At 67.9% G+C, this 19,168-nt stretch carries 18 protein-coding genes and 2 pseudogenes; 13 read left to right on the top strand and 7 right to left on the bottom strand.

What is annotated here, in order from left to right; all coding sequences use genetic code 11:
• The first annotated feature begins 438 nt into the window (after positions 1–438).
• A complete protein-coding gene (locus ABZ910_RS25380) occupies positions 439–1,104 on the top strand; it encodes a hypothetical protein (protein WP_361369114.1) in 666 nt (221 codons plus the stop codon).
• Positions 1,105–1,640: 536 nt separating this feature from the next.
• On the opposite strand, the gene ABZ910_RS25375 is transcribed toward ABZ910_RS25380, so the two are convergent.
• The 6 genes from ABZ910_RS25375 to ABZ910_RS25350 form a co-directional block, all read right to left on the bottom strand.
• Positions 1,641–2,966, bottom strand: a complete 1,326-nt coding sequence (locus tag ABZ910_RS25375; RefSeq protein WP_361369113.1) for a phage major capsid protein — start codon at positions 2,964–2,966, stop codon at positions 1,641–1,643.
• Between the two features lie 239 nt (positions 2,967–3,205).
• Positions 3,206–3,454, bottom strand: coding sequence for a hypothetical protein (locus tag ABZ910_RS25370; RefSeq protein ID WP_361369112.1), 249 nt, complete (start codon positions 3,452–3,454; stop codon positions 3,206–3,208).
• Positions 3,455–3,456: 2 nt separating this feature from the next.
• On the bottom strand, positions 3,457–3,633 hold the full coding sequence (locus tag ABZ910_RS25365; RefSeq protein ID WP_361369110.1) for a hypothetical protein: 177 nt from the start codon (positions 3,631–3,633) through the stop codon (positions 3,457–3,459).
• A 463-nt stretch (positions 3,634–4,096) separates the two neighbouring features.
• Positions 4,097–4,498, bottom strand: coding sequence for a hypothetical protein (locus ABZ910_RS25360; protein WP_361369108.1), 402 nt, complete (start codon positions 4,496–4,498; stop codon positions 4,097–4,099).
• A 264-nt stretch (positions 4,499–4,762) separates the two neighbouring features.
• Positions 4,763–4,942, bottom strand: coding sequence for a hypothetical protein (locus ABZ910_RS25355; RefSeq protein ID WP_361369106.1), 180 nt, complete (start codon positions 4,940–4,942; stop codon positions 4,763–4,765).
• Between the two features lie 160 nt (positions 4,943–5,102).
• Positions 5,103–6,644, bottom strand: coding sequence for a recombinase family protein (locus ABZ910_RS25350; protein WP_361369104.1), 1,542 nt, complete (start codon positions 6,642–6,644; stop codon positions 5,103–5,105).
• A 58-nt stretch (positions 6,645–6,702) separates the two neighbouring features.
• On the opposite strand from ABZ910_RS25350, the pseudogene ABZ910_RS25345 reads away from it, so the two are divergent.
• The 6 genes and pseudogenes from ABZ910_RS25345 to ABZ910_RS25320 all read left to right on the top strand — a co-directional run.
• Positions 6,703–7,080, top strand: a pseudogene (locus tag ABZ910_RS25345) (ATPase, T2SS/T4P/T4SS family); the annotation flags it as partial.
• Positions 7,070–7,942 carry a type II secretion system F family protein gene (locus tag ABZ910_RS25340; RefSeq protein WP_361369161.1) on the top strand — a complete coding sequence of 291 codons (873 nt, stop codon included), beginning with the start codon at positions 7,070–7,072 and terminating at the stop codon, positions 7,940–7,942. The pseudogene ABZ910_RS25345 and the gene ABZ910_RS25340, both read left to right, overlap by 11 nt.
• The gene (locus ABZ910_RS25335) at positions 7,939–8,724 is read left to right on the top strand and encodes a type II secretion system F family protein (RefSeq protein WP_361369102.1); all 786 of its coding nucleotides are present in this window, start codon (positions 7,939–7,941) and stop codon (positions 8,722–8,724) included. Before ABZ910_RS25340 ends, ABZ910_RS25335 begins: the two co-directional genes overlap by 4 nt.
• 78 nt (positions 8,725–8,802) lie before the next feature.
• Complete coding sequence (locus ABZ910_RS25330) at positions 8,803–9,030, top strand: DUF4244 domain-containing protein (RefSeq protein ID WP_361369100.1); 228 nt, start codon at positions 8,803–8,805, stop codon at positions 9,028–9,030.
• Between the two features lie 22 nt (positions 9,031–9,052).
• Entirely contained in the window at positions 9,053–9,385 is a 333-nt protein-coding gene (locus tag ABZ910_RS25325) for a TadE family type IV pilus minor pilin (RefSeq protein WP_361369098.1), read from the top strand.
• Positions 9,382–9,774, top strand: a pseudogene (locus tag ABZ910_RS25320) (Rv3654c family TadE-like protein); the annotation flags it as partial. The gene ABZ910_RS25325 and the pseudogene ABZ910_RS25320, both read left to right, overlap by 4 nt.
• Here ABZ910_RS25320 and ABZ910_RS25315 read toward each other — a convergent pair.
• Positions 9,746–12,367, bottom strand: a complete 2,622-nt coding sequence (locus ABZ910_RS25315; RefSeq protein WP_361369097.1) for a DEAD/DEAH box helicase — start codon at positions 12,365–12,367, stop codon at positions 9,746–9,748. The pseudogene ABZ910_RS25320 and the gene ABZ910_RS25315 overlap by 29 nt on opposite strands.
• 82 nt (positions 12,368–12,449) lie before the next feature.
• Between ABZ910_RS25315 and bldG the strand changes: the two genes are divergently transcribed.
• The 6 genes from bldG (at position 12,450) to ABZ910_RS25285 (ending at position 19,122) form a co-directional block, all read left to right on the top strand.
• Positions 12,450–12,791 (top strand): anti-sigma factor antagonist BldG, encoded by a 342-nt coding sequence (gene bldG, locus ABZ910_RS25310; RefSeq protein ID WP_003975386.1) that lies wholly within the window; start codon positions 12,450–12,452, stop codon positions 12,789–12,791.
• Positions 12,792–13,003: 212 nt separating this feature from the next.
• Complete coding sequence (locus ABZ910_RS25305; RefSeq protein ID WP_361369095.1) at positions 13,004–13,435, top strand: ATP-binding protein; 432 nt, start codon at positions 13,004–13,006, stop codon at positions 13,433–13,435.
• Positions 13,436–13,767: 332 nt separating this feature from the next.
• Entirely contained in the window at positions 13,768–16,173 is a 2,406-nt protein-coding gene (locus ABZ910_RS25300) for a sodium-translocating pyrophosphatase (RefSeq protein ID WP_361369094.1), read from the top strand.
• Between the two features lie 212 nt (positions 16,174–16,385).
• Entirely contained in the window at positions 16,386–16,949 is a 564-nt protein-coding gene (locus ABZ910_RS25295; protein WP_361369092.1) for a small secreted protein, read from the top strand.
• A 145-nt stretch (positions 16,950–17,094) separates the two neighbouring features.
• Positions 17,095–18,615 (top strand): class I SAM-dependent methyltransferase, encoded by a 1,521-nt coding sequence (locus ABZ910_RS25290; protein ID WP_361369090.1) that lies wholly within the window; start codon positions 17,095–17,097, stop codon positions 18,613–18,615.
• Positions 18,616–18,924: 309 nt separating this feature from the next.
• A complete protein-coding gene (locus ABZ910_RS25285; protein WP_361369089.1) occupies positions 18,925–19,122 on the top strand; it encodes a hypothetical protein in 198 nt (65 codons plus the stop codon).
• The last annotated feature ends 46 nt before the right edge of the window (positions 19,123–19,168 follow it).

Genomic DNA, 19,168 nt, shown 5'->3' with positions numbered 1-19,168 from the left:
AGCCCCATACCCGGCCACCAGTCAGGCAACGGGTACGGGGCTATCAGTCATGCGGCCATTGCCAGATACCGGCGGCCGGTTCGTTCGGACACGCCGAAATGGTCGGCCAGCATGCGCCGGTCACGTGTCGGCCGCCAACGGAAAGAGCAGCCACGGCGGAACGGGGTAGCGTCATTCTCCGCCGGTCGCAGGAATTCGAGGATGTTCCGGAAGTGGCCGCGCTACTCGCTGAGCACCAGGCAGCCTGGAGAGGCGGAAAATCCCGTACCGCCCACCAGCCAGGAGCAGGGTACGGGACGCAACGTGTCGTTGCCGAACGTTTAGCTTGATCGTTTTGCAAAAACCTCCCAGCGTGACGAACGCTCATGACATTATCGGATCATGCTTACCAACCTACTTCCAGGGCTCCGCCACTTCCGCACTCCCATAACTGTTGGAGTGCTCATCGCGTTCCAAGTCTGGCTCATTTTCGGCGATTCGATACCTTCGCGCAGTGAGGCTCGGGGGACATTGGGGCGTCTGTATGCGCTGGCAGACATGGCCGGACGGCCTATCGTTTTGGCAGTATTAAGCGTCACTCTCTACCTCCTTGGCGATATCTGGAAACTCCCGGCACCCCAAATAGCCAGCATTCACAGCAGGTTGCGAGGGAATAACTCACTCCTGTCACCTGAGTCGCGCATTCAATTGCACGTTTTTGCAGAAGGTGCTTTTCGTCGACGACCACTCGACGACAGCAGGCCTAGCCCCAGCAATCGCCTAGTGCAAGATATACAAACGGAGTTTCCGGATATTCGAATGCGCCTCATCGTCAACCATACGGATATTTACCTGGAGCACGATAGGCTCGAATCAGAAGCCGAATTTCGCGTCAATGTGGCGTTCCACTCCGTCGCCATGTGGGTTGTGTTGGCGCTGACCTTGACTCCTTGGTGCATGCTTGGGCTTGTAGCAACCGTACTCCTTTATGAAAATGGCATACGCACCTTCCGTGGCGCGAATGCTATTCTTGTGCAATCGATCGTATCTGGAATTATGACATCTAGGTATTACGAGGAGGAAGTTCAACGCGATGAGGCGAATGAAGGAAGTGCTACGGCCTAGCTCTCAGGGTTTAGGTTAGAGGCTCAGCGCAGGAACGCGCCCTCAGGAAGCTCGACGATATGGCAGTGATGACGCGCAGTTAATCCCGGTCGAGAGCTAGCTATTCGCATAGGACTGGCCGACAAGTTCGCGACGGTTATGGGAACAAGTAGATGAGTTCGCTCCGATAGCCTGGAAGGCGCTGGACGAGGACGGCAGCTTGAGCTAGAGGCTCTGTGCGTGATCCGTAAGTTATCTCTCATGCATGTCCTGATCGCCGACAGGGCATCAGAAATGGGGCCAGCCGGCCTGGAAATTGCATAAATCCGCAATTCAGACAGCTATTTCGACCAGACCCCCCGGGTCTCTATTTCGCGGCGATGCGCGCGGCCATGGGTGCCGGGTCCCCGGAACGATCTCGGCTAGGGAATGATCCACCCCGGGGCGCGTACATATTTATGCGGGATGGGTGAATGGTTGTGCGTCGAGGAATGCAAAACAGCCCGGCACAGCAGCAAGGGAAGTCGCTGTGTACCGGGCTGTTCCTCGGGCGGCTGTTAGAAGGTCGGGGTCACCAGACCCGTACCCGTGATCTTGCCGACCGAAGGGGCATAGCGGGCCGCGAGACCACCATAGGCGTACGCGCGGAAGAGCACGCCCATCTGATTCGCGTACGGCTGCGGGAAGGTCTCGAACCGAGGCACCGACTCCCACCGCATCACGTCCTGCATACGGGCCACCAGGATCACATCCTGGTTAGTACCCGCACCAAGGTTGGTCGGGATCAGAGGGTCAGTGAATACCGGCAGCCCCTGAAGGGTCCCCACGTGTCCCTCGGCAGCAACGGCACCCGCAACGCCCAGCGCGTTATTCGGACCGTTAAGGGCCGAGGGAGCGATAAGCGGGCGGTTGGTGGTGTCGATAGCCGCTTCAATCCACGCCCAGCGGCGCGGGTGCAAGATGATGCAATCCGGTGACGCAAAGCGCGCGGCGTGAATCTGGGAAATCGTGTTGGCGATAGTGCCCCATAGCTGGCCGGAGCCAGTTACCGCCGGGCTGGCCTGCGTCCAGGTCACCGAAGTTGTCCCGGAAAGCGTAAGCAGACCAGTCAGCTGACCATTCGTCCCGGTACCGTTCAGTACCTGGTTATCCAGCGCGCGCCCGTATTCGGCAGCGAGATCGGCCATAATCACCTGGTCAACGCTTCCCGCGCTCTGCTCCAGCATTTGAACAGAAACGAGCTGCGTACCGCCCAGAGTGACAACCGGGCTCGTGACGCTGGTGGTCGCGATATCGGTCTGACTCAGTGCCGTAAGTTCGCCGTTCTGAGCAGCGACGCTAGAACCGGTGGTGAGCTTAGGGACGCTCAGCAGATCGGTTCCCGGCGGGAGATCCTGCGTAAAGCAGAGATCAGCGGTAGTGCGCCCCGGCCTTGCGAGCGCAATCCACTGGTCCACCAGATAAGCGGGAGGGACGAACGAACCGCCCGAGCTACTTCCAGTGGTTACGCCGCGCTGTTCGGCAGCATTGCGGCGCAGGCGTTCAGCGGCGTCATAGTCGCCATTACGGGCGCCGTGCAGATCCCGGAAAAACGAGAATTCGCCGTCACGGCGGTAAGTTCCAGACTCCCGGACGCTGGTGATTCTCGGCGCATACTTACGCGCCATCGGCCGGGCAGCCTCATCGGCGGCAATCTGTCCTTCGAGCTCATCGATCCGCTCGTGTAGCGCCAGCGCTTCAGCCTCGGACGCATTGAAACGAACCTGTTCGCCGTGCGAGATATCGCGGTTGAACTTCTTGGCAGTTTCCATGATACGGCGCATCTCCGCCGTAGTGTCGGACAGCTTGGCGCGCAGGTCTTCGACCATTTCACGCTTGTTCATTTGGGGCTCCAATTGAGCTAGATGAAAACAGGGAATTGCGACCCGCATAGGCGCAGCCCATCGGAGCCCCGGCGGTTTCCGAATCCACGGACCGCGTGGGAATGGGCAGTGCGATGGCCGGAATCCGAAATCCATCGGTCCGGCCATCTCTCAAGGCAGGTTTGACAGCGAGCAGCGCGCGGACGCTCCCGAATCCACCGGGCGCCCTACGCGCTGTCAGCTGCGTTTGTGCTGGCGCCTTATGCGCCTGTGCCGGGCGCCGGTAGATCGGCGCTTGCGGCCTCCGCTTCCGCAATGCGGGAACGGGTAAGCTCCGCGCTGATATCCGCGAATCGCGCCGCCTCGATCGCATTGGCGGCCAGCAGTTCACGCGCAAGTGCAAGCAAAATAGGTTGCTTCGAAGTGAAGAACACTTGCGCCGCTATCGCGCGGTCTCGCACGGACATGTCGTCAATGACACGCTCAAGATTTGCCAGACGGTGAGCCATGGCTAGAGGATCTCGCCGGTGAAAATCCGACGGGTTTCCGGATCGTCAAGAATCCGAGTGACCGTCCTTTCCGCGTCGTCCAGCGGAATGCCGCGCTTTACGAGTGCGCTGATCATCTGCGAGCGGACATCACCGGGATGCACTTTCGATGCGTACTCAAGCGGGGATTCCTGGACCATATGGACTCCAATGCAGAAACCCCCTAGGCGCAGGGACTCGCCACGGCGGCAACCGCGAGTCGACCTGTTCCTAGGGGGTCCGATAGTTGGGCGTGGGTTGCCGTATCACGCGCAATGCAAGGGGACACGTGCTTTCCCTCGCTACTAGAACTGGGGCCCAAACACTCCCTGCTGGCCACGGAAAAGCCACCGAATCCACGGGCCGTAAAGTAAAGACTTGTCAAGTCTCTTGACGTAATGAACGGCAGCACAGGTGGTCGCATAAGGGCTCGGGCAAGCCATTGGCGGGAGAATTCCTGGCGGAACCCTCAGCAGCCCGCAGAACTACCTACGGAGCCTTGCGGCTATTGCGGGTCAGGATTCCGGTTCGCTGGCTTGCTCTACAGCGCGGGGAGGCGGCTGAGCGGTGAAGCGTGGTGGGAGTGGCGAAAGTGGAGCCGACTCCGGTATCCCTCTAGGCTTTCTATGTTGGATTGGAATTGAACACCACTTCACCACTATCACCATTTAGCCAGGTCAGACGCCTGATCGGCTTCTCTAGCTGTGGTGAATTGAGAAAACCCGCCGTTCCTCGCTGTCCGCCCTTGGGGCCCTTGCCGTCCAGCTTTCGCAGGTACTCAGCGCGGCTTCGGCAGTGCACAGAACAGTACGCAGGGCGGCGCCCCTTGCCGCTGTAGGTCAGTTTCTCGCTGCATTCGGGAGATCCACAGCGAGTAGGCGCGATACCGATGATGACCTGGTCTTCTATCTCGCGCACAAGCGCGTACAGACGCTCAAAGGTGGGGTCGATTCTCGTCATCGGACGGAGCAAACCCTCCGCCTCGGCAAGCTTGCTGAGAATCGAGTCAACGTCGACTCCGGCCATGGTGAAACTCCTGTTTTCTTTGGCTGAGGGAGTGCCTGAGTAACGGGAAATCCTCCGGGTTGGCCGGCTGAGGAATGTCGGATTCTCCGGAATGGCGGTCTGGGTAACTGTCACTGCTCCAGAACGGCAGTCTGAGGAATTTCCCTTACTCCTGAACTGGGGGCCAAACACTTCCTAGGAATGGACCGTTACTCCGGAAGGCAGGCGGCGTCTCAGAAACAGAAAACCCCCTGTCCGAGCCGTAGCCCAGAGCAGGGGGTTTTCTCACGCAGCGAGGAGAGCGCGCTTACGCGCCGTACGCTGCCGATTGGTCGCCGTCCGTTCCAGTTCTCTCGCGATGTTCCGTGCGTTGATGAGCGGGTCGTAGAGAGCCTGCCTGCCGTCAACGGCAGCATCGAGCATCAGCAGCAACGCGCGCAGCGCGCCAATCTCACGGGCACCCATGGTCTCTCCCTTGTTGCCGTCCGCAGTGCCTTACGAACTATCAGGGGCCCAGACACTTCCCGCGCCGCTGTGTGACTCTGTACGGCCGCCTGCGGGCATGAGAAAGCCCCGCCGGGCCCGGAAGGACCCAACGGGGCTGAGAGGGGCTTAGGTGGGGCACCTAGTCGAGTAGGTCCATGGCTATGGATGCAAGCGCACCTGCCGCCGGTTCATCACGCCACCAAGCCGGGCCCTGGAAAGCCACGGCTGCTCGCGACGGGTCGAATCGCTTAGGGGCACCTGGGGTTGCCGGACGCACCATCACGCGCGCGCCCAAGTCTGCGAGCAAGCCCCGTCGCCCCTCGTCGTCGCGTCGCTCCCATTCGTCCGCCACGGTGCCTCCAGCGTCAACCCAGCGGCCCTCAGCGTGTTCGGCCTCCTCCTGTAGTTCAGCCTGACGCTTTTCCAGCGCTGTTAGCTGCCCGATGACTGCCCGTGCCGCAGCGCCGTTCGGGGTAAGACCCGCGAGATTCCCCGCCAATCGCTCAATCTGCTCTGTTACTTCGGAGAGTTGCAGGATCGCACTGCCGTCAGGTTCAGCCCAGCGCATGAGCGCCAGGCGGCCGAACCGCTTTAGGTAATCGACGGTGACCAACTCTTCAAGATGCCGGGCAATGATGACGTTGGGCTTGTGAATTCCTCGCTTGCCCACGCCGTTCCGGCATACGTAAGTGCCGTAGTCCTTTCCGTGGACGGTACGACGCTGCCGGTACATGGGGCCTTCGCACTCCGAGCACAGTGCTACGTGCAGGAGGAGTGCCTTACCGGTTCGCTCGCTACCCCGTCCCTTTGCCTTGCCGTCGATAACCGCTCGCACTGCCGACCATGTCTCAGCGTCGAGGAGTTCCGGCCCCGCCGACACCGGCTTTGCCTCGGCGTCGAGGACGGGCTGATTGGTGAGCGCTCCGCGCTTTTCGCCAGGTACCGACTGCACAAGCCAGCCACGGACGGCAGGTGTGTAAAGCGCATCCCGCAATGTGGTGGAGTGCCAGCGCTGATTTCGCAGCTTCCGCCCGTCCCGCTGTCGTGCGTGATCCGCAGGGGGCAGGATGCCGCGCTCATTCAAGTCACGAGCAAGGCCGGTCAGGGATGCGCCGTGGTTGATGAGCTTGTCAGCGCAGGTCCGCAGGATTGCTGCCGCCGGTTCATCAATGATCCATCGCTTGTTGTTCACGGGTCCGCTTACGGCGTAGCCATACGGTGCCAACCCTCCGAGGTGGTTCCCGCGTGCGCGGAAATGTTCCTTGCTCGCTGTAATGCGAGCCTTAATCATGTCTCTCTCGTACTCAGCGAAAGCAGCGAGGACGTTGATGATGATGGATGCGTTTTCCGGCGACACAACGCCATCGGCTGTGATGATCGTTGTGCGGGTGGACTCAGCAGCGCGCAAGAGCCGCTGAAATTCCAAGACGCTGCGGGCGTACCGGTCCAGCTTTGCGGCCAGCACGTAGTCAGCGCGCGGGAGCCAGGCAAGCACCTCTCGCATTCCGGGGCGGTCTTCCAGTCGGCTTGCTCCGCTGACGTTCGTGTCAGTGGCGACGTGCACCACTTCCCACCCGCGCTGTTCGGCGTATGCCTTGCAGGCGGTAATGCGGTGGTCGGGTGCTTCTTCGGCGAACAGTCGGGACAGGCGGTCGTAGATGACGACGGTTGGTTTGCTCATCGCTACCCCTGGGGCGCAAGGACTCCCAGACCCCGTGGAGGTTTAGGAGAGGCACTCGGGAGGCTGCGGCACCGTTCACGCCAACGCCGCCGCGGACGTCCCGGCCCGCCTGGAGGCCCTGGGCACGGCCGCCGGGCTCGATCGGGCCGCGCTGCACAGCCAGTTGGCGGCCGCGCTGTCGGTGGTGCTGCACCTCGTACGGGACCGGACCGGCCGGCGGCGCATCGCCGAGGTGCATGTGCTGGAGCGGGGTCCCTCCGGACTGGTGCGGACGGTGCCGGCGCTGCGCTGGGGCGCGCGGGCGTTCGCGCGGGAGAGCGGGTGGGACCGGCTGCGGGGGCTGCTGCGCAAGGGCGCGGACGAGGCAGACACGGGCGGCGGAGACGCAGGCAAGGGAAGCGACGGGAGGGACGCAAGTGATGCATATGACGGGTGAGATGGGCGACGTCTCGGTGGCGGCCGGGGCCGTGTGCGTCGGAGCGGCTGCCTGGCTGACGGGCGGGCGGCACTACGGCGCGCGGCGGGCGCGGCTGCTGCTCGCGGGCGGAGGGGTGGTGGGGACCGGACCGCCCACGTGGGATCAGGCCCTCGGTGAACTGCGGCGCCTGCGGGGTCGGTTGCGGGGCGAGTGGTGGTCGCTGGTCGCGGGGCTGGTGCTCGCCTTGCTGGGTTCGTCGCCGATCCCCGCCGTCGTGGGGGCGGCCGGGGTGCCGGTGCTGCGCCGGGTGCGGTGGGCGCGGGAAGCGCGACGGTCCCGGGAGCGGCGCGGCGATGCGGTGATCGCCCTGTGCGGGGCGCTCGCCGGGGAGGTGCGCGCCGGGCGGCAGCCGGGCGAGGCGCTGCTGCGGGCGGAGCGGGACTCCGGCGGCCTCGGGGAGGCGCAGGCCGCCGTGCTCGCGGCCGCCCGGTTCGGCGGGGACGTACCGGGCGCGCTCGGTACGGCGGCCCGACAGCCGGGCGCCGAAGGGCTGTCGGGGCTCGCGGCGTGTTGGCGGGTGGCCGTGGACCAGGGTGCCGGGCTCGCGGCCGGCCTCGACCGGCTCGACGCGGCCCTGCGCGCGGAACGGGACCAACGCGCCGACCTGCGCGCCCAGTTGGCGGGAGCCCGGGCGACCGCGGTGATGCTCGCGGCGCTGCCCGTGCTGGGTCTCCTCCTCGGTACGGCCATGGGCGCCGACCCTCTGCACGTGCTGCTGCACACCGGTGCCGGCCTGGGCTGCCTGGTCGTCGGGGGAGTGCTCGAAGCCGCCGGGACGTGGTGGGCGGCGCGGATCGTGCGGGGAGCGGAGGCGGCGTGAGCGCGGAGGTCGTCCACAGGCTGGGGGTGGCCGCGGGAGCGGCGCTGACCCTCGGATGGCTCGTACGGCGGCTCGTGGCGGCGCGGCGTGAACGCCGGCTGCGGCGACGGCTGGCCGAGCTGGTGGTCCCGGAAACGCCCGCGGGCAGGCCTGCGTTCGCGGTGTGGGATGCCGCGCGGCGATGGCTGCCCGTGGCCGGGGTGGTGGGTGCCGGGTGGGTGCTGGTCGGCGGCATCGTCGGCGTCGTGGTGGGGCTGGGCGCTGCCGCGGGGCTGTGGCACTGGCGACGTCGGCAGGGGGACTCCGGGCAGGCGGCGGAGGTCGATGCCGCGGCGGCCGCTCGCCGACTCCCGCTCGCCGCCGACCTCCTGGCGGCCTGCATCGCGGCCGGAGCGGGGCCGGTGCTCGCGGCTCAAGCGGTCGGAGAGGCGCTCGGCGGACCCGTGGGGGAGGGGCTGGCGCGGGGCTCGGCGGAGCTGCGGCTCGGCGGTGAACCGGCCGACGCCTGGAGCCGGTTGGCCTCGTTGCCGGGCGCGGGAGCCCTGGCGCGACTCCTGAGGCGGGCCGACGAGTCCGGGCTGCCCGCGGCCGTTCCCGTCGCCAGGCTCGCCGCGGATGCCCGTGCGGAGTGGGCGCGCACGGCGACGGCACGGGCTCGCCGGGCGGCCGTCATGGTCACCGCGCCGGTGGGGCTGTGCTTCCTGCCCGCGTTCATCGCCATCGGCGTCGTGCCCGTCGTGATCGGGCTGGCGGGCGGGGTGATGGGAGGGGGTGGTGGATGACGGGGGCGGACGGGTGTCGGAAGCGGCAGAAGTGATTCATCTATCGGTTCGACAGGGCTGAAAAGCAAAGGAGTTGAGATGTCCGAACAGGCCAGGAAGGTCAAGCGGATCAAGCAGGCCAAGAAGGTGTGGGCGCGGGTGCTGGGGCTGCGCGGGAGCGACAGGGGGATGGTCACCTCCGAGTACGCGATGGGGATCGTCGCGGCGGTGGGATTCGCGTTGCTGCTCTACGAGGTCGTGACGAGCGGGCAGGTCAGGACGGAACTGCAGGACATCGTGAAGCGAGCCCTCAGTGCGCGGATGTGAGCGAGGGGCGGACGGAGGGTTCGTGACGGCGGAGGCCGCGGTGGTGCTGCCCGTGCTGGTGGCGTTCACGATGGCGCTGGTCGGTGGGTTGTTCGTGGTGACCGCGCAGATCCAGTGCGTGGACGCGGCACGCGCGGGCGCCCGGGCGGCGGCACGCCAGGATCCGGCCGAGGCGGTCGTGGCGGTCACTCGGGAGGCGGCACCGCACGGCGCGAGGATCACGGTCACCCGAGAGGCGGACCAGGTACGCGTCACGGTCGTGGCGAAGCCGCCGATGCTGCACGGTCTGCCCTTCGAGGTGCGCGAGGAGGCCGTTGCTGCGGCGGAGGAGACAGTGGGGGAGGTGGGCTCATGAGTCACCGCTTTCCGGGCCTGAGTCGCCGCTTCCCCGGCCTGAGGCACTGCTTTTCGGGTCGGCTCTCCGATCAAGGGTCCGCCACCGTCTGGAGCGTCGGTGCGATCGCCGTCCTGTGCGTGGTGTTCGGGGTCGTGCTCGGCCTGGGGCAGGCCGTCGTGTCCCGGCACCGTGCGGCGGGCGGTGCGGATCTCGCGGCGCTCGCGGCCGCGGACCACTGGTCCGAGGGCACCGAGGCGGCCTGCGCCCGCGCCGGGCGGGTGGCGAGGGCGCAGGGCAGGCGGCTGGTGCGCTGCGTGATCGTCGGCGAGATCTCCGACGTGACGGCGGCATCGGGCAGAGGCCCGTTCGCGGCGGAGGTCAGGGCGCGGGCGGGCCCTGCGGAGCCGGCCTCGCAGGCTCCTCTGCCGCAGGACTCCGCGTCGGCGTCTCCACCGGTGTCGTCATCGGCGTCTCGGCGGGTGTCTCCATCGGTGTCTCCACCGGCACCGTGGCGGCAGGCGCCTCCGCGGCCGGCTTCTCCGCGGCCGTCTCCTCTGGCGCCCCCCGCAGCAGCACCGTGAGCAGGCGGACCGCTCCGCGCTTGTGCAGGGGTTCGTTCCCGTTGCCGCACTTGGGGGACTGGACGCAGGACGGGCAGCCGGCGTCGCACTCGCAGGAGGCGATGGCCTGGCGGGTGGCGGCGAGCCAGTCCCGGGCGGCGTGGAAGGCGCGCTCCGCGAACCCCGCGCCGCCGGGCTGGCCGTCGTACACGAAGACCGTCGGGAGGAGGGTGTCCGGGTGCAGCGGGATCGATACGCCGCCGATGTCCCAGCGGTCGCAGGTGGCGAAGAGGGGGAGCATGCCGATCGAGGCGTGTTCGGCGGCGTGCAGGGAGCCGCCGAGGATCTCGGGGTTGATCCCGGCCTCCTCCAGCTGGTCCTCGGTGACCGTCCACCACACCGCGCGCGTGCGCAGCGTACGAGGAGGGAGGTCGAGCTTCGACTCGCCCATGACCTCGCCGGTGATGACGCGACGACGCAGGAAGGAGACGACCTGGCTGGTGACTTCCACCGAGCCGTAGCACAGCCGTCCCGCCCCCCAGGGGATCTCGATGTCCGTCTCCAGGACGGAGACCGAGGTCGTGTCGCGGGCGATCGTCGTGTACGGCGGGTCGGCCTGCTCGACCAGGGCGACCGACTGCTCCAGGTCGAGGGAGCGCACCAGGTACGTACGGCCCTGGTGCAGGTGCACAGCTCCCTCGTGCACCGCCGAGTGCGAGGCGCTCTCGTCCACCGTGCCCAGCAGGCGGCCCGTTCCTTCCTCCACGACCTGCACGGGCGGTCCGCCGACGCCGCGGATGTCGGCGAGGTCGGCGGCGCGCTCCCGGCGCGTCCAGTGCCAGGCCTTCGTCCTGCGGCGCAGCAGCTTCGCGGCCTCCAGCTGCGGCAGCAGCTCCGTGGTGGCGGGGCCGAACAGGTCCAGGTCCTGGTCGGTCAGCGGGAGTTCCGCGGCGGCCGCGCACAGGTGGGGGGCCAGGACGTACGGGTTGTCGGGGTCGAGGACCGTGGACTCCACCGGCTGGTCGAAGAGGGCCTCGGGGTGATGGACCAGGAAGGTGTCCAGCGGGTCGTCGCGGGCGACCAGCACGGCCAGGGCGCCCTGGCCCGAGCGCCCGGCCCGGCCGGCCTGCTGCCACAGGGACGCGCGCGTGCCCGGATATCCGGCGATCACCACGGCGTCCAGCCCGGAGACGTCGACGCCGAGCTCCAGGGCGGTGGTCGCGGCGAGGCCCAGGAGCTCGCCGGAGTGCAGGGCGCGTTCCAGGGCGCGGCGCTCCTCGGGGAGGTAGCCGCCGCGGTAGGCCGCCACGCGCCGGGCCAGGGAGCGGTCGACCTCGGCGAGGCGTTCCTGGGCGATCACCGAGATCAGCTCGGCGCCGCGCCGGGAACGTACGAAGGCGACCGAGCGTACGCCCTGCACGGTGAGATCGGTCAGCAGGTCGGCCGACTCGGCGGTGGCGGTACGCCGGACGGGTGCGCCCTTCTCGCCGTGCAGCTCGGTGAGCGGGGGCTCCCAGAGGGCGAAGACCAGTTCCCCGCGCGGGGAGGCGTCGTCGGCGACCTCGACCACCGGCAGGCCGGTGAGACGGCCGGCGGCCACGGAGGGCTCGGCGGTGGTCGCGGAGGCCAGCAGGAACACCGGCGAGGAACCGTAGCGCGCGCACAGTCGGCGCAGTCGGCGCAGCACCTGGGCGACGTGCGAGCCGAAGACGCCCCGGTAGGTGTGGCACTCGTCGACGATGACGTACTTGAGCGACTTCAGGAAGGAGGACCAGCGCGCGTGTGAGGGCAATATGCCCAGGTGGAGCATGTCCGGGTTGGTGAGGACGTAGTTCGCGTACTGGCGGATCCACTCGCGTTCCTCGACGGGCGTGTCGCCGTCGTAGACGGCGGGGCGCGCCGCGTTGCCCAGGGGTTGTGAAAGTTCCTTCACCGACCTGCACTGGTCCGCTGCCAGGGCTTTGGTGGGGGACAGGTACAGCGCGGTGGCGCCGCGGCCGTTCGGGGCCTCCGAGCCGTCCAGGAGCGTCGAGAGGACCGGCACGAGGTACGCCAGGGACTTGCCGGACGCCGTGCCCGTGGCGACCACCACGGAGTCGCCGTCCAGGGCGTGCTCGGCCGCCCGTGCCTGATGGGCCCAGGGATGCTCGATGCCGTACGCCTGCACGGCCGCGATCACCTCCGGTCGAATCCGGTCCGGCCAGACGGCATGGCGGCCCACGCGCGGGGGCAAGTGCTCCGTATGAGTGATGCGGGAAGCCCGGCTCGGTCCCGAGGCGAGCCGGTCCAGGACCGTGCCCGGAGAGAAGCTGGATGCGGGGTCCGTCGGGGGTCGATCCGATCGGTGATTCTTGGCCATCGGCATCGAGTGTGTCACCGGCGTGACGGACAATGGGGCCAAGGCGTCGTGCATGGCTGCCGGTAAGTGATTGAATGCCATCGCGGCTGGCGTAGCGCTCCGGGGCCCGCAAGCCGAGGTGTCCCGAGGGGCGACCGCTCGATAGCAAGGTGCTGGAGGATCCGTGGACCTGTCCCTGTCGACCCGTACCGTCGGCGATCGTACGGTCGTCGAGGTCGGTGGCGAAATCGACGTATATACCGCGCCCAAGCTGCGCGAACAGTTGGTCGAGCTGGTGAACGACGGGAGTTTCCACCTCGTCGTCGACATGGAGGGCGTGGACTTCCTCGACTCCACCGGGCTCGGCGTACTGGTCGGCGGCCTGAAGCGGGTGCGTGCCCACGAGGGCTCCCTGCGCCTGGTGTGCAACCAGGAGCGCATTCTCAAGATCTTCCGCATCACCGGCCTCACCAAGGTGTTCCCGATCCACACCTCGGTCGAGGAAGCGGTGGCGGCCACCGACTGACCCCGGGCTGCCGACCGGTCCCGGGCTGCCGAACGGCCCGGCCCGGTCGGCAGTCACGCTTCGGGCCCCGTTCGGCCGATTCGGATTCGTCTGGTTCGTCCGGCTCGGATGCGACCGATGGGCGGTCCGGAGCGGAAGAAGTTCACCAGGGGGGTCAGGGCTGTCGGCGGCCCGGCCCTCCGACAGTTCACCCGTAGTTCCGAGGGGGACGCATGGCCACCGTTGAACTCCGCTTCAGCGCGCTGCCCGAGCACGTCAGGACCGCCCGACTGGTGGCGGCGGCGGTGGCGCGCAGGGCCGGGGTGGACGAGGCCGTCCTCGACGAGGTCCGGCTCGCCGTCGGCGAGGCCTGCAGCCGTGCCGTCGGCCTGCACCAGAGCGCCGGCATCGCGGCGCCGGTGAAGGTGGCGCTGATCGAGGAGGAGAAGCAGTTCTCCATCGAGGTCGGCGACGAGGCGCCGCATTCGGCCCCCGGCGACGGGGTGCCCGGCGGCGCCGCCGAGGACGCGGAGGCCGAGGAGGACGAGATGGGCCTCGCGGTCATCAGCGGCCTCGTCGACGACGTGGAGGTCGCCGCCGGGGAGCACGGCGGACTGATCCGCATGACCTGGCCGACCACACCGCCGGCCGTGGCGCTCGGCTGAATCGGCCTGCCGCACCACCTCGCCGTACCATCCCGCGTGATCTTCGAAGGCCCTGCTGAGCAGGGCCTTTCGTATGACTGTCCGCTTGCTGTCCGCCCGGCGCGGTAATTCGTGAATGAATTCACGATCAATCGCCGATCATTTGATCAAGCGTCAATGCGGGCGTCAATGCCTTTGAGGCATTACCGCTTTCGGGTTCTGTGGCTTGACGCCGATCATTTGCTGAAGAGCACGCGAAGGCCAATTCCGTTTACCGCGCACTGTTTTGATCAGGTTCCGGTACCTAGAATCCGTCCACATCTTGAGCTCAGCCCAAGCGTCAAGGAGGACGAATGGCGGGGCTTTCTACCCCTCATCAGTTGGGTCATCCCACAACCTTCGCATCCGCAGTCCTGACCCACGACAACCGCATCCTGGTCGCGGTCATCGCGGTCGTCGCGCTGGCGGCGCTCGCGGTCGCCGGGATCCTGGTGCGCCAAGTGCTCGCGGCGGGCGAGGGCACCGACAGCATGAAGAAGATCGCGGCGGCGGTACAGGAAGGCGCGAACGCCTATCTGGGCCGGCAGCTGCGCACGCTCGGCGTATTCGCCGTGGTCGTGTTCTTCCTGCTCCTGCTGCTGCCCGCGGACGACTGGAATCAGCGTGCCGGACGATCGGTGTTCTTCCTGATCGGCGCGGTGTTCTCGGCGGCCACCGGCTATATCGGCATGTGGCTCGCCGTACGCAGCAATGTGCGGGTCGCCGCGGCGGCCCGGGAAGCCACCCCGGCGGAAGGCGAACCCGAAAAGGATCTCACCGCCGTCGCGCACAAAGCCATGAAGATCGCTTTCCGCACGGGCGGCGTCGTCGGCATGTTCACGGTGGGGCTCGGCCTGCTCGGCGCCGCCTGTGTGGTGCTCGTGTACGCGGCCGATGCGCCGAAGGTGCTCGAAGGCTTCGGCCTTGGGGCCGCCCTGATCGCGATGTTCATGCGTGTCGGCGGCGGCATCTTCACCAAGGCCGCCGACGTCGGCGCCGACCTGGTCGGCAAGGTCGAGCAGGGCATTCCGGAGGACGATCCGCGCAATGCCGCGACCATCGCCGACAACGTGGGCGACAACGTCGGCGACTGCGCCGGTATGGCGGCGGACCTCTTCGAGTCGTACGCCGTGACCCTGGTCGCCGCGCTGATCCTCGGCAAGGCGGCCTTCGGCGACTTCGGACTCGCCTTCCCGCTGCTCGTGCCGGCGATCGGTGTGCTCACCGCCATGATCGGCATCTTCGCGGTCGCCCCGCGCCGGGCCGACCGCAGTGGCATGACCGCGATCAACCGCGGCTTCTTCATCTCCGCGGTGATCTCGCTCGTGCTCGTCGCGGTCGCGGTCTTCGTCTACCTTCCGGGGAAGTACGCGGACCTCTCCGGCGTCACCGACGCGGCGATCAAGGCCAAGAGCGGCGACCCGCGGATCCTCGCGGTGGTCGCGGTGGCCATCGGCATCCTGCTCGCCGCCGTCATCCAGCAGCTGACCGGCTACTTCACCGAGACCAACCGCCGCCCGGTGCGGGACATCGGCAAGACCTCCCTCACGGGTCCGGCCACCGTCGTCCTGTCCGGCATCTCGCTGGGCCTGGAGTCGGCCGTCTACACCGCTCTGCTGATCGGCCTCGGCGTGTACGGGGCGTTCCTGCTCGGCGGTACGTCGATCATGCTGGCGCTGTTCGCCGTGGCGCTGGCCGGCACGGGCCTGCTCACCACGGTCGGCGTGATCGTCGCCATGGACACCTTCGGTCCGGTCTCCGACAACGCGCAGGGCATCGCGGAGATGTCCGGCGACGTCGAGGGCGCGGGCGCCCAGGTGCTCACCAACCTGGACGCCGTCGGCAACACCACCAAGGCCATCACCAAGGGCATCGCGATCGCCACCGCCGTCCTGGCGGCATCGGCGCTCTTCGGGTCGTACCGCGACGCGATCACCACCGGAGCGCAGGAGGTGGGCGCGAAGCTGACCGGTCCGGGTGCGCCGCTGAGCCTGTCGCTGGACATCTCGCAGCCCAGCAACCTCGTCGGGCTCGTCGCGGGCGCGGCGGTCGTCTTCCTCTTCTCGGGGCTGGCGATCAACGCCGTGTCGCGGTCGGCGGGCGCCGTGGTGTTCGAGGTGAGGCGGCAGTTCCGCGAGAAGCCCGGGATCATGGACTACACGGAGAAGCCCGAGTACGGCAAGGTCGTCGACATCTGCACCAAGGACGCGCTGCGGGAGCTGGCCACACCGGGTCTGCTCGCCGTGATGGCGCCGATCTTCATCGGCTTCACGCTCGGCGTCGGCGCGCTCGGCGCCTATCTCGCGGGCGCGATCGGCGCGGGCACGCTGATGGCCGTGTTCCTCGCCAACTCCGGCGGTGCCTGGGACAACGCCAAGAAGCTCGTCGAGGACGGGCATCACGGCGGCAAGGGCAGCGAGGCCCACGCGGCCACGGTGATCGGCGACACGGTCGGCGACCCCTTCAAGGACACGGCCGGACCGGCGATCAACCCGCTGCTGAAGGTCATGAACCTGGTGTCGCTGCTCATCGCCCCGGCGGTCATCAAGTTCTCCTACGGCAACGACAAGAGCGTCGGCGTTCGGATCCTGATCGCGGTCGTCGCCCTGGTCGTCATCGTCACGGCGGTGTACATCTCCAAGCGGCGCGGCATCGCGGTGGGCGACGACGAGAACGCCGAACGGGTGACCAAGTCGGCCGATCCCGCGGTGGTTTCGTAGGCCGTCTTACGGAGGCCTGATCCAACGGGCGGGCGGACGGCGCGTGTTGACGTGCCGTCCGCCCGTTCGTGTGTGTGCGTGCCTCACCGTGAGCCTTATCTCTCTTGGTGCAAATGGTCTCAAAAGGTGTCTTAATGGATGCCTGACATGCAGGTGTCTTGCATACGACGTGTAGGGTCCGTGGGCCGAGAGCCACGGAAGGGACCTATCCGGTGAACAAGAACCTCGCGGCCGCACTGTCCGGCGGTGCGGTACTCGTGCTGGCGCTGACGGGTTGCAGCAACGGCAGCGGCAACAACGACAAGCTGGATGCCTGGGCCAAGACGGTCTGCAACGCGGTACAGCCGCAGGCGAAGAAGATCGCGGCCGCCAACGCCGCGATCCAGAAGCAGACCTCGGACAACAGCGCGCCTGCGGACGTGCGGAAGACCGATGCACAGGCCTTCCAGGACATGTCGGACGCCTACAAGGCGATCGGCGCCGCCGTGAAGTCGGCCGGGGCGCCCAACGTCGACAACGGCGCGAAGAAGCAGCAGGCCGCCGTCACGGAGCTCAACGGCATCTCGGCGCAGTACGCCGCGCTGAAGAAGCAGATGGAGCAGCTCAACACCAAGGACCAGGGCAAGTTCGCCGACGGTCTCAAGGACGTGGCGACCCGGCTGGACAAGCTGAGCCAGACCGGCAACGACGCGCTGAAGAACCTCGAAGCGGGTGAGGTCGGCCAGGCGATGGCCAAGCAGGCGAGCTGCAAGGCGACGCCCGCCCCGACGGGCTGACCCCGGAGAACGTCCGGTACGCGCGCGTGCGTCAGCCGTCGTCCGCCGTCGGGAGGACGCGTGGTCATCGGCGGCGGACGGCGTACGTACGTCGGCGTCAGACGAGGTACGTGCGTTGTCGGTGGGAGCGGACACAATGGGGGGCGTGAGTAACGCCACCCTGTCCCCCCTGCCGTCCTCCGATCGCCCCGACCTCGCCGCCCGGCTGCGTGAGGCGCTGCTCGGCGCCTCCTTCACCGCCGACGGGCTGCTCGATCTGCTCGGTGCCCCCGCGTACACGGCGCTGGCCCGCAGCGAGACCGTGCCCGCACTCCGGGCGACCCGCGGGGACACACCGCTGGAGACGCTCGTACGGCTGTTCCTGCTGCAGCAGCCCGTGCCCTACGCGCGCGTGGCGGACGTCCTGCCCGTCGAGGAGTGCCTGGAAGTCGGCTGGCTGGTGCGGGTCGGCGCGGACGAGGTCGCCGCGACGGTGGACGTCCGGCCGTATGGCGGACCCGGCGGCGAGGACTGGTTCATCGTGTCCGACCTCGGGTGCGCGGTGGGCGGCGCGGGCGGCATCGGGAGCCGTGCCGAAGGGGTCGTCCTCGGCGTCGGCGGCGCGTCCACGACCCTCGCGGGCATCACGGTCCGTACGCCCGTCGCCTCGGCGCTCGATCTCGGCACCGGCTCCGGGATCCAGGCGCTGCACGCCGCGCAGCACGCCACGCGCGTGACGGCGACCGACGTCAACCCGCGCGCGCTGCACATCACCTCCCTCACGCTCGCCCTGTCCGGCGCGCCGGCCGCCGAGCTGCGCGACGGTTCGCTCTTCGAGCCGGTCAAGGACGAGGAGACGTACGACCTGATCGTGTCGAACCCCCCGTTCGTGATCTCGCCGAGCGGGCGCCTGACGTACCGCGACGGCGGAATGGGCGGGGACGATCTGTGCCGCTCGCTCGTCCGGGGGGCCGGTGAGCGTCTGAACGACGGCGGGTTCGCGCACTTCCTCGCCAACTGGCAGCACGTGGAGGGGGAGGACTGGCAGGACAGGCTGCGGTCCTGGATCCCGCGCGGGTGCGACGCCTGGGTCGTGCAGCGCGAGGTGCAGGACGTCACGCAGTACGCCGAGCTGTGGCTCCGGGACGCGGGCGACCACCGCGGGGACCCGGTCGAGTACCAGGCGCGGTACGACGCGTGGCTCGACGAGTTCGAGGCGCGCAAGGTCAGGGCGGTGGGCTTCGGGTGGATCACGCTCCGCAGGACCGGGGCCGCCGTGCCGTCGGTCACCGTGGAGGAGTGGCCGCACCCGATCGAACAGCCGCTCGGTGGCACGGTCCGGGCGCACTTCGCCCGCCTCGACTACCTCCGGGAGCACGACGACGCGGCCCTGCTCGACGGCCGCTTCAAGCTCGCCCCCGAGGTGGTCCAGGAGCAGGTCGGGCTGCCCGGTGCCGAGGATCCGGAGCATGTCGTGCTGCGCCAGAACCGCGGGATGCGCCGGGCCACCAGGGTGGACACGATCGGTGCCGGGTTCGCGGGTGTGTGCGACGGCACGCTGAGCGCGGGGCGCATCCTGGACGCCATCGCCCAGCTCGTGGGCGAGGACCCGGTGGTGCTCCGCGACCGTACGCCCGCGCAGATCCGGCTCCTGGTGGAACAGGGGTTCCTGGAACCGGCCGGGTGACCGGAGCCACGTGCGCCCGGTGAGCGGGGTGAGCCGCATGGGTCGTATGAGCCACATGAGTCCCATGAACCGCATGAGTCGTATGAGTTCAGTGAGGCCGACGCGCCTGATGTGACAGGGCTGGAAAGCGGCCGAAAAAAATACGGCCGGAAAAAAAATCGGCATCCGGCGCGGTCACCGCGTCGCTCGAAGAGGTGTGCGAAGGGGGGTCGGCCCCGCGTTCACCTCGGGTTCGCCCGCCCGATTCCCACGGGTGGCAGTCTCCCCGCGCTGGGCAGACACGACGGTGGGAAAGGGGCGCACGGAGCCATGGAGAGCGGACCGGCGATCTTCGCGGGGATGGTGTTCGCCCTGTTCGGAGGCGCACTGCTGGTGTGGACCGGTGCTCGGGTCCGGCTCGGCGAGCCCGTCGCCCAGGGCGTGAACCAGGCCGCGGCGGCGACCCTCGCGGGCGTCGCCGCGGTGATCTCGCTGGGGCTCGGGGCGTACTGCTTCCTCCACATCTGAGGACGGCGCGTGTGCTGTCGTACGAGTAAGGGGAGCGTCACCCTCC

The sequence above is a fragment of the Streptomyces sp. NPDC046805 genome (assembly GCF_040645355.1).
Lineage (GTDB): Bacteria > Actinomycetota > Actinomycetes > Streptomycetales > Streptomycetaceae > Streptomyces.
The sequence above is the reverse complement of the archived record's forward strand: the minus strand, read 5'-3'. Positions and strand labels throughout refer to the sequence as shown.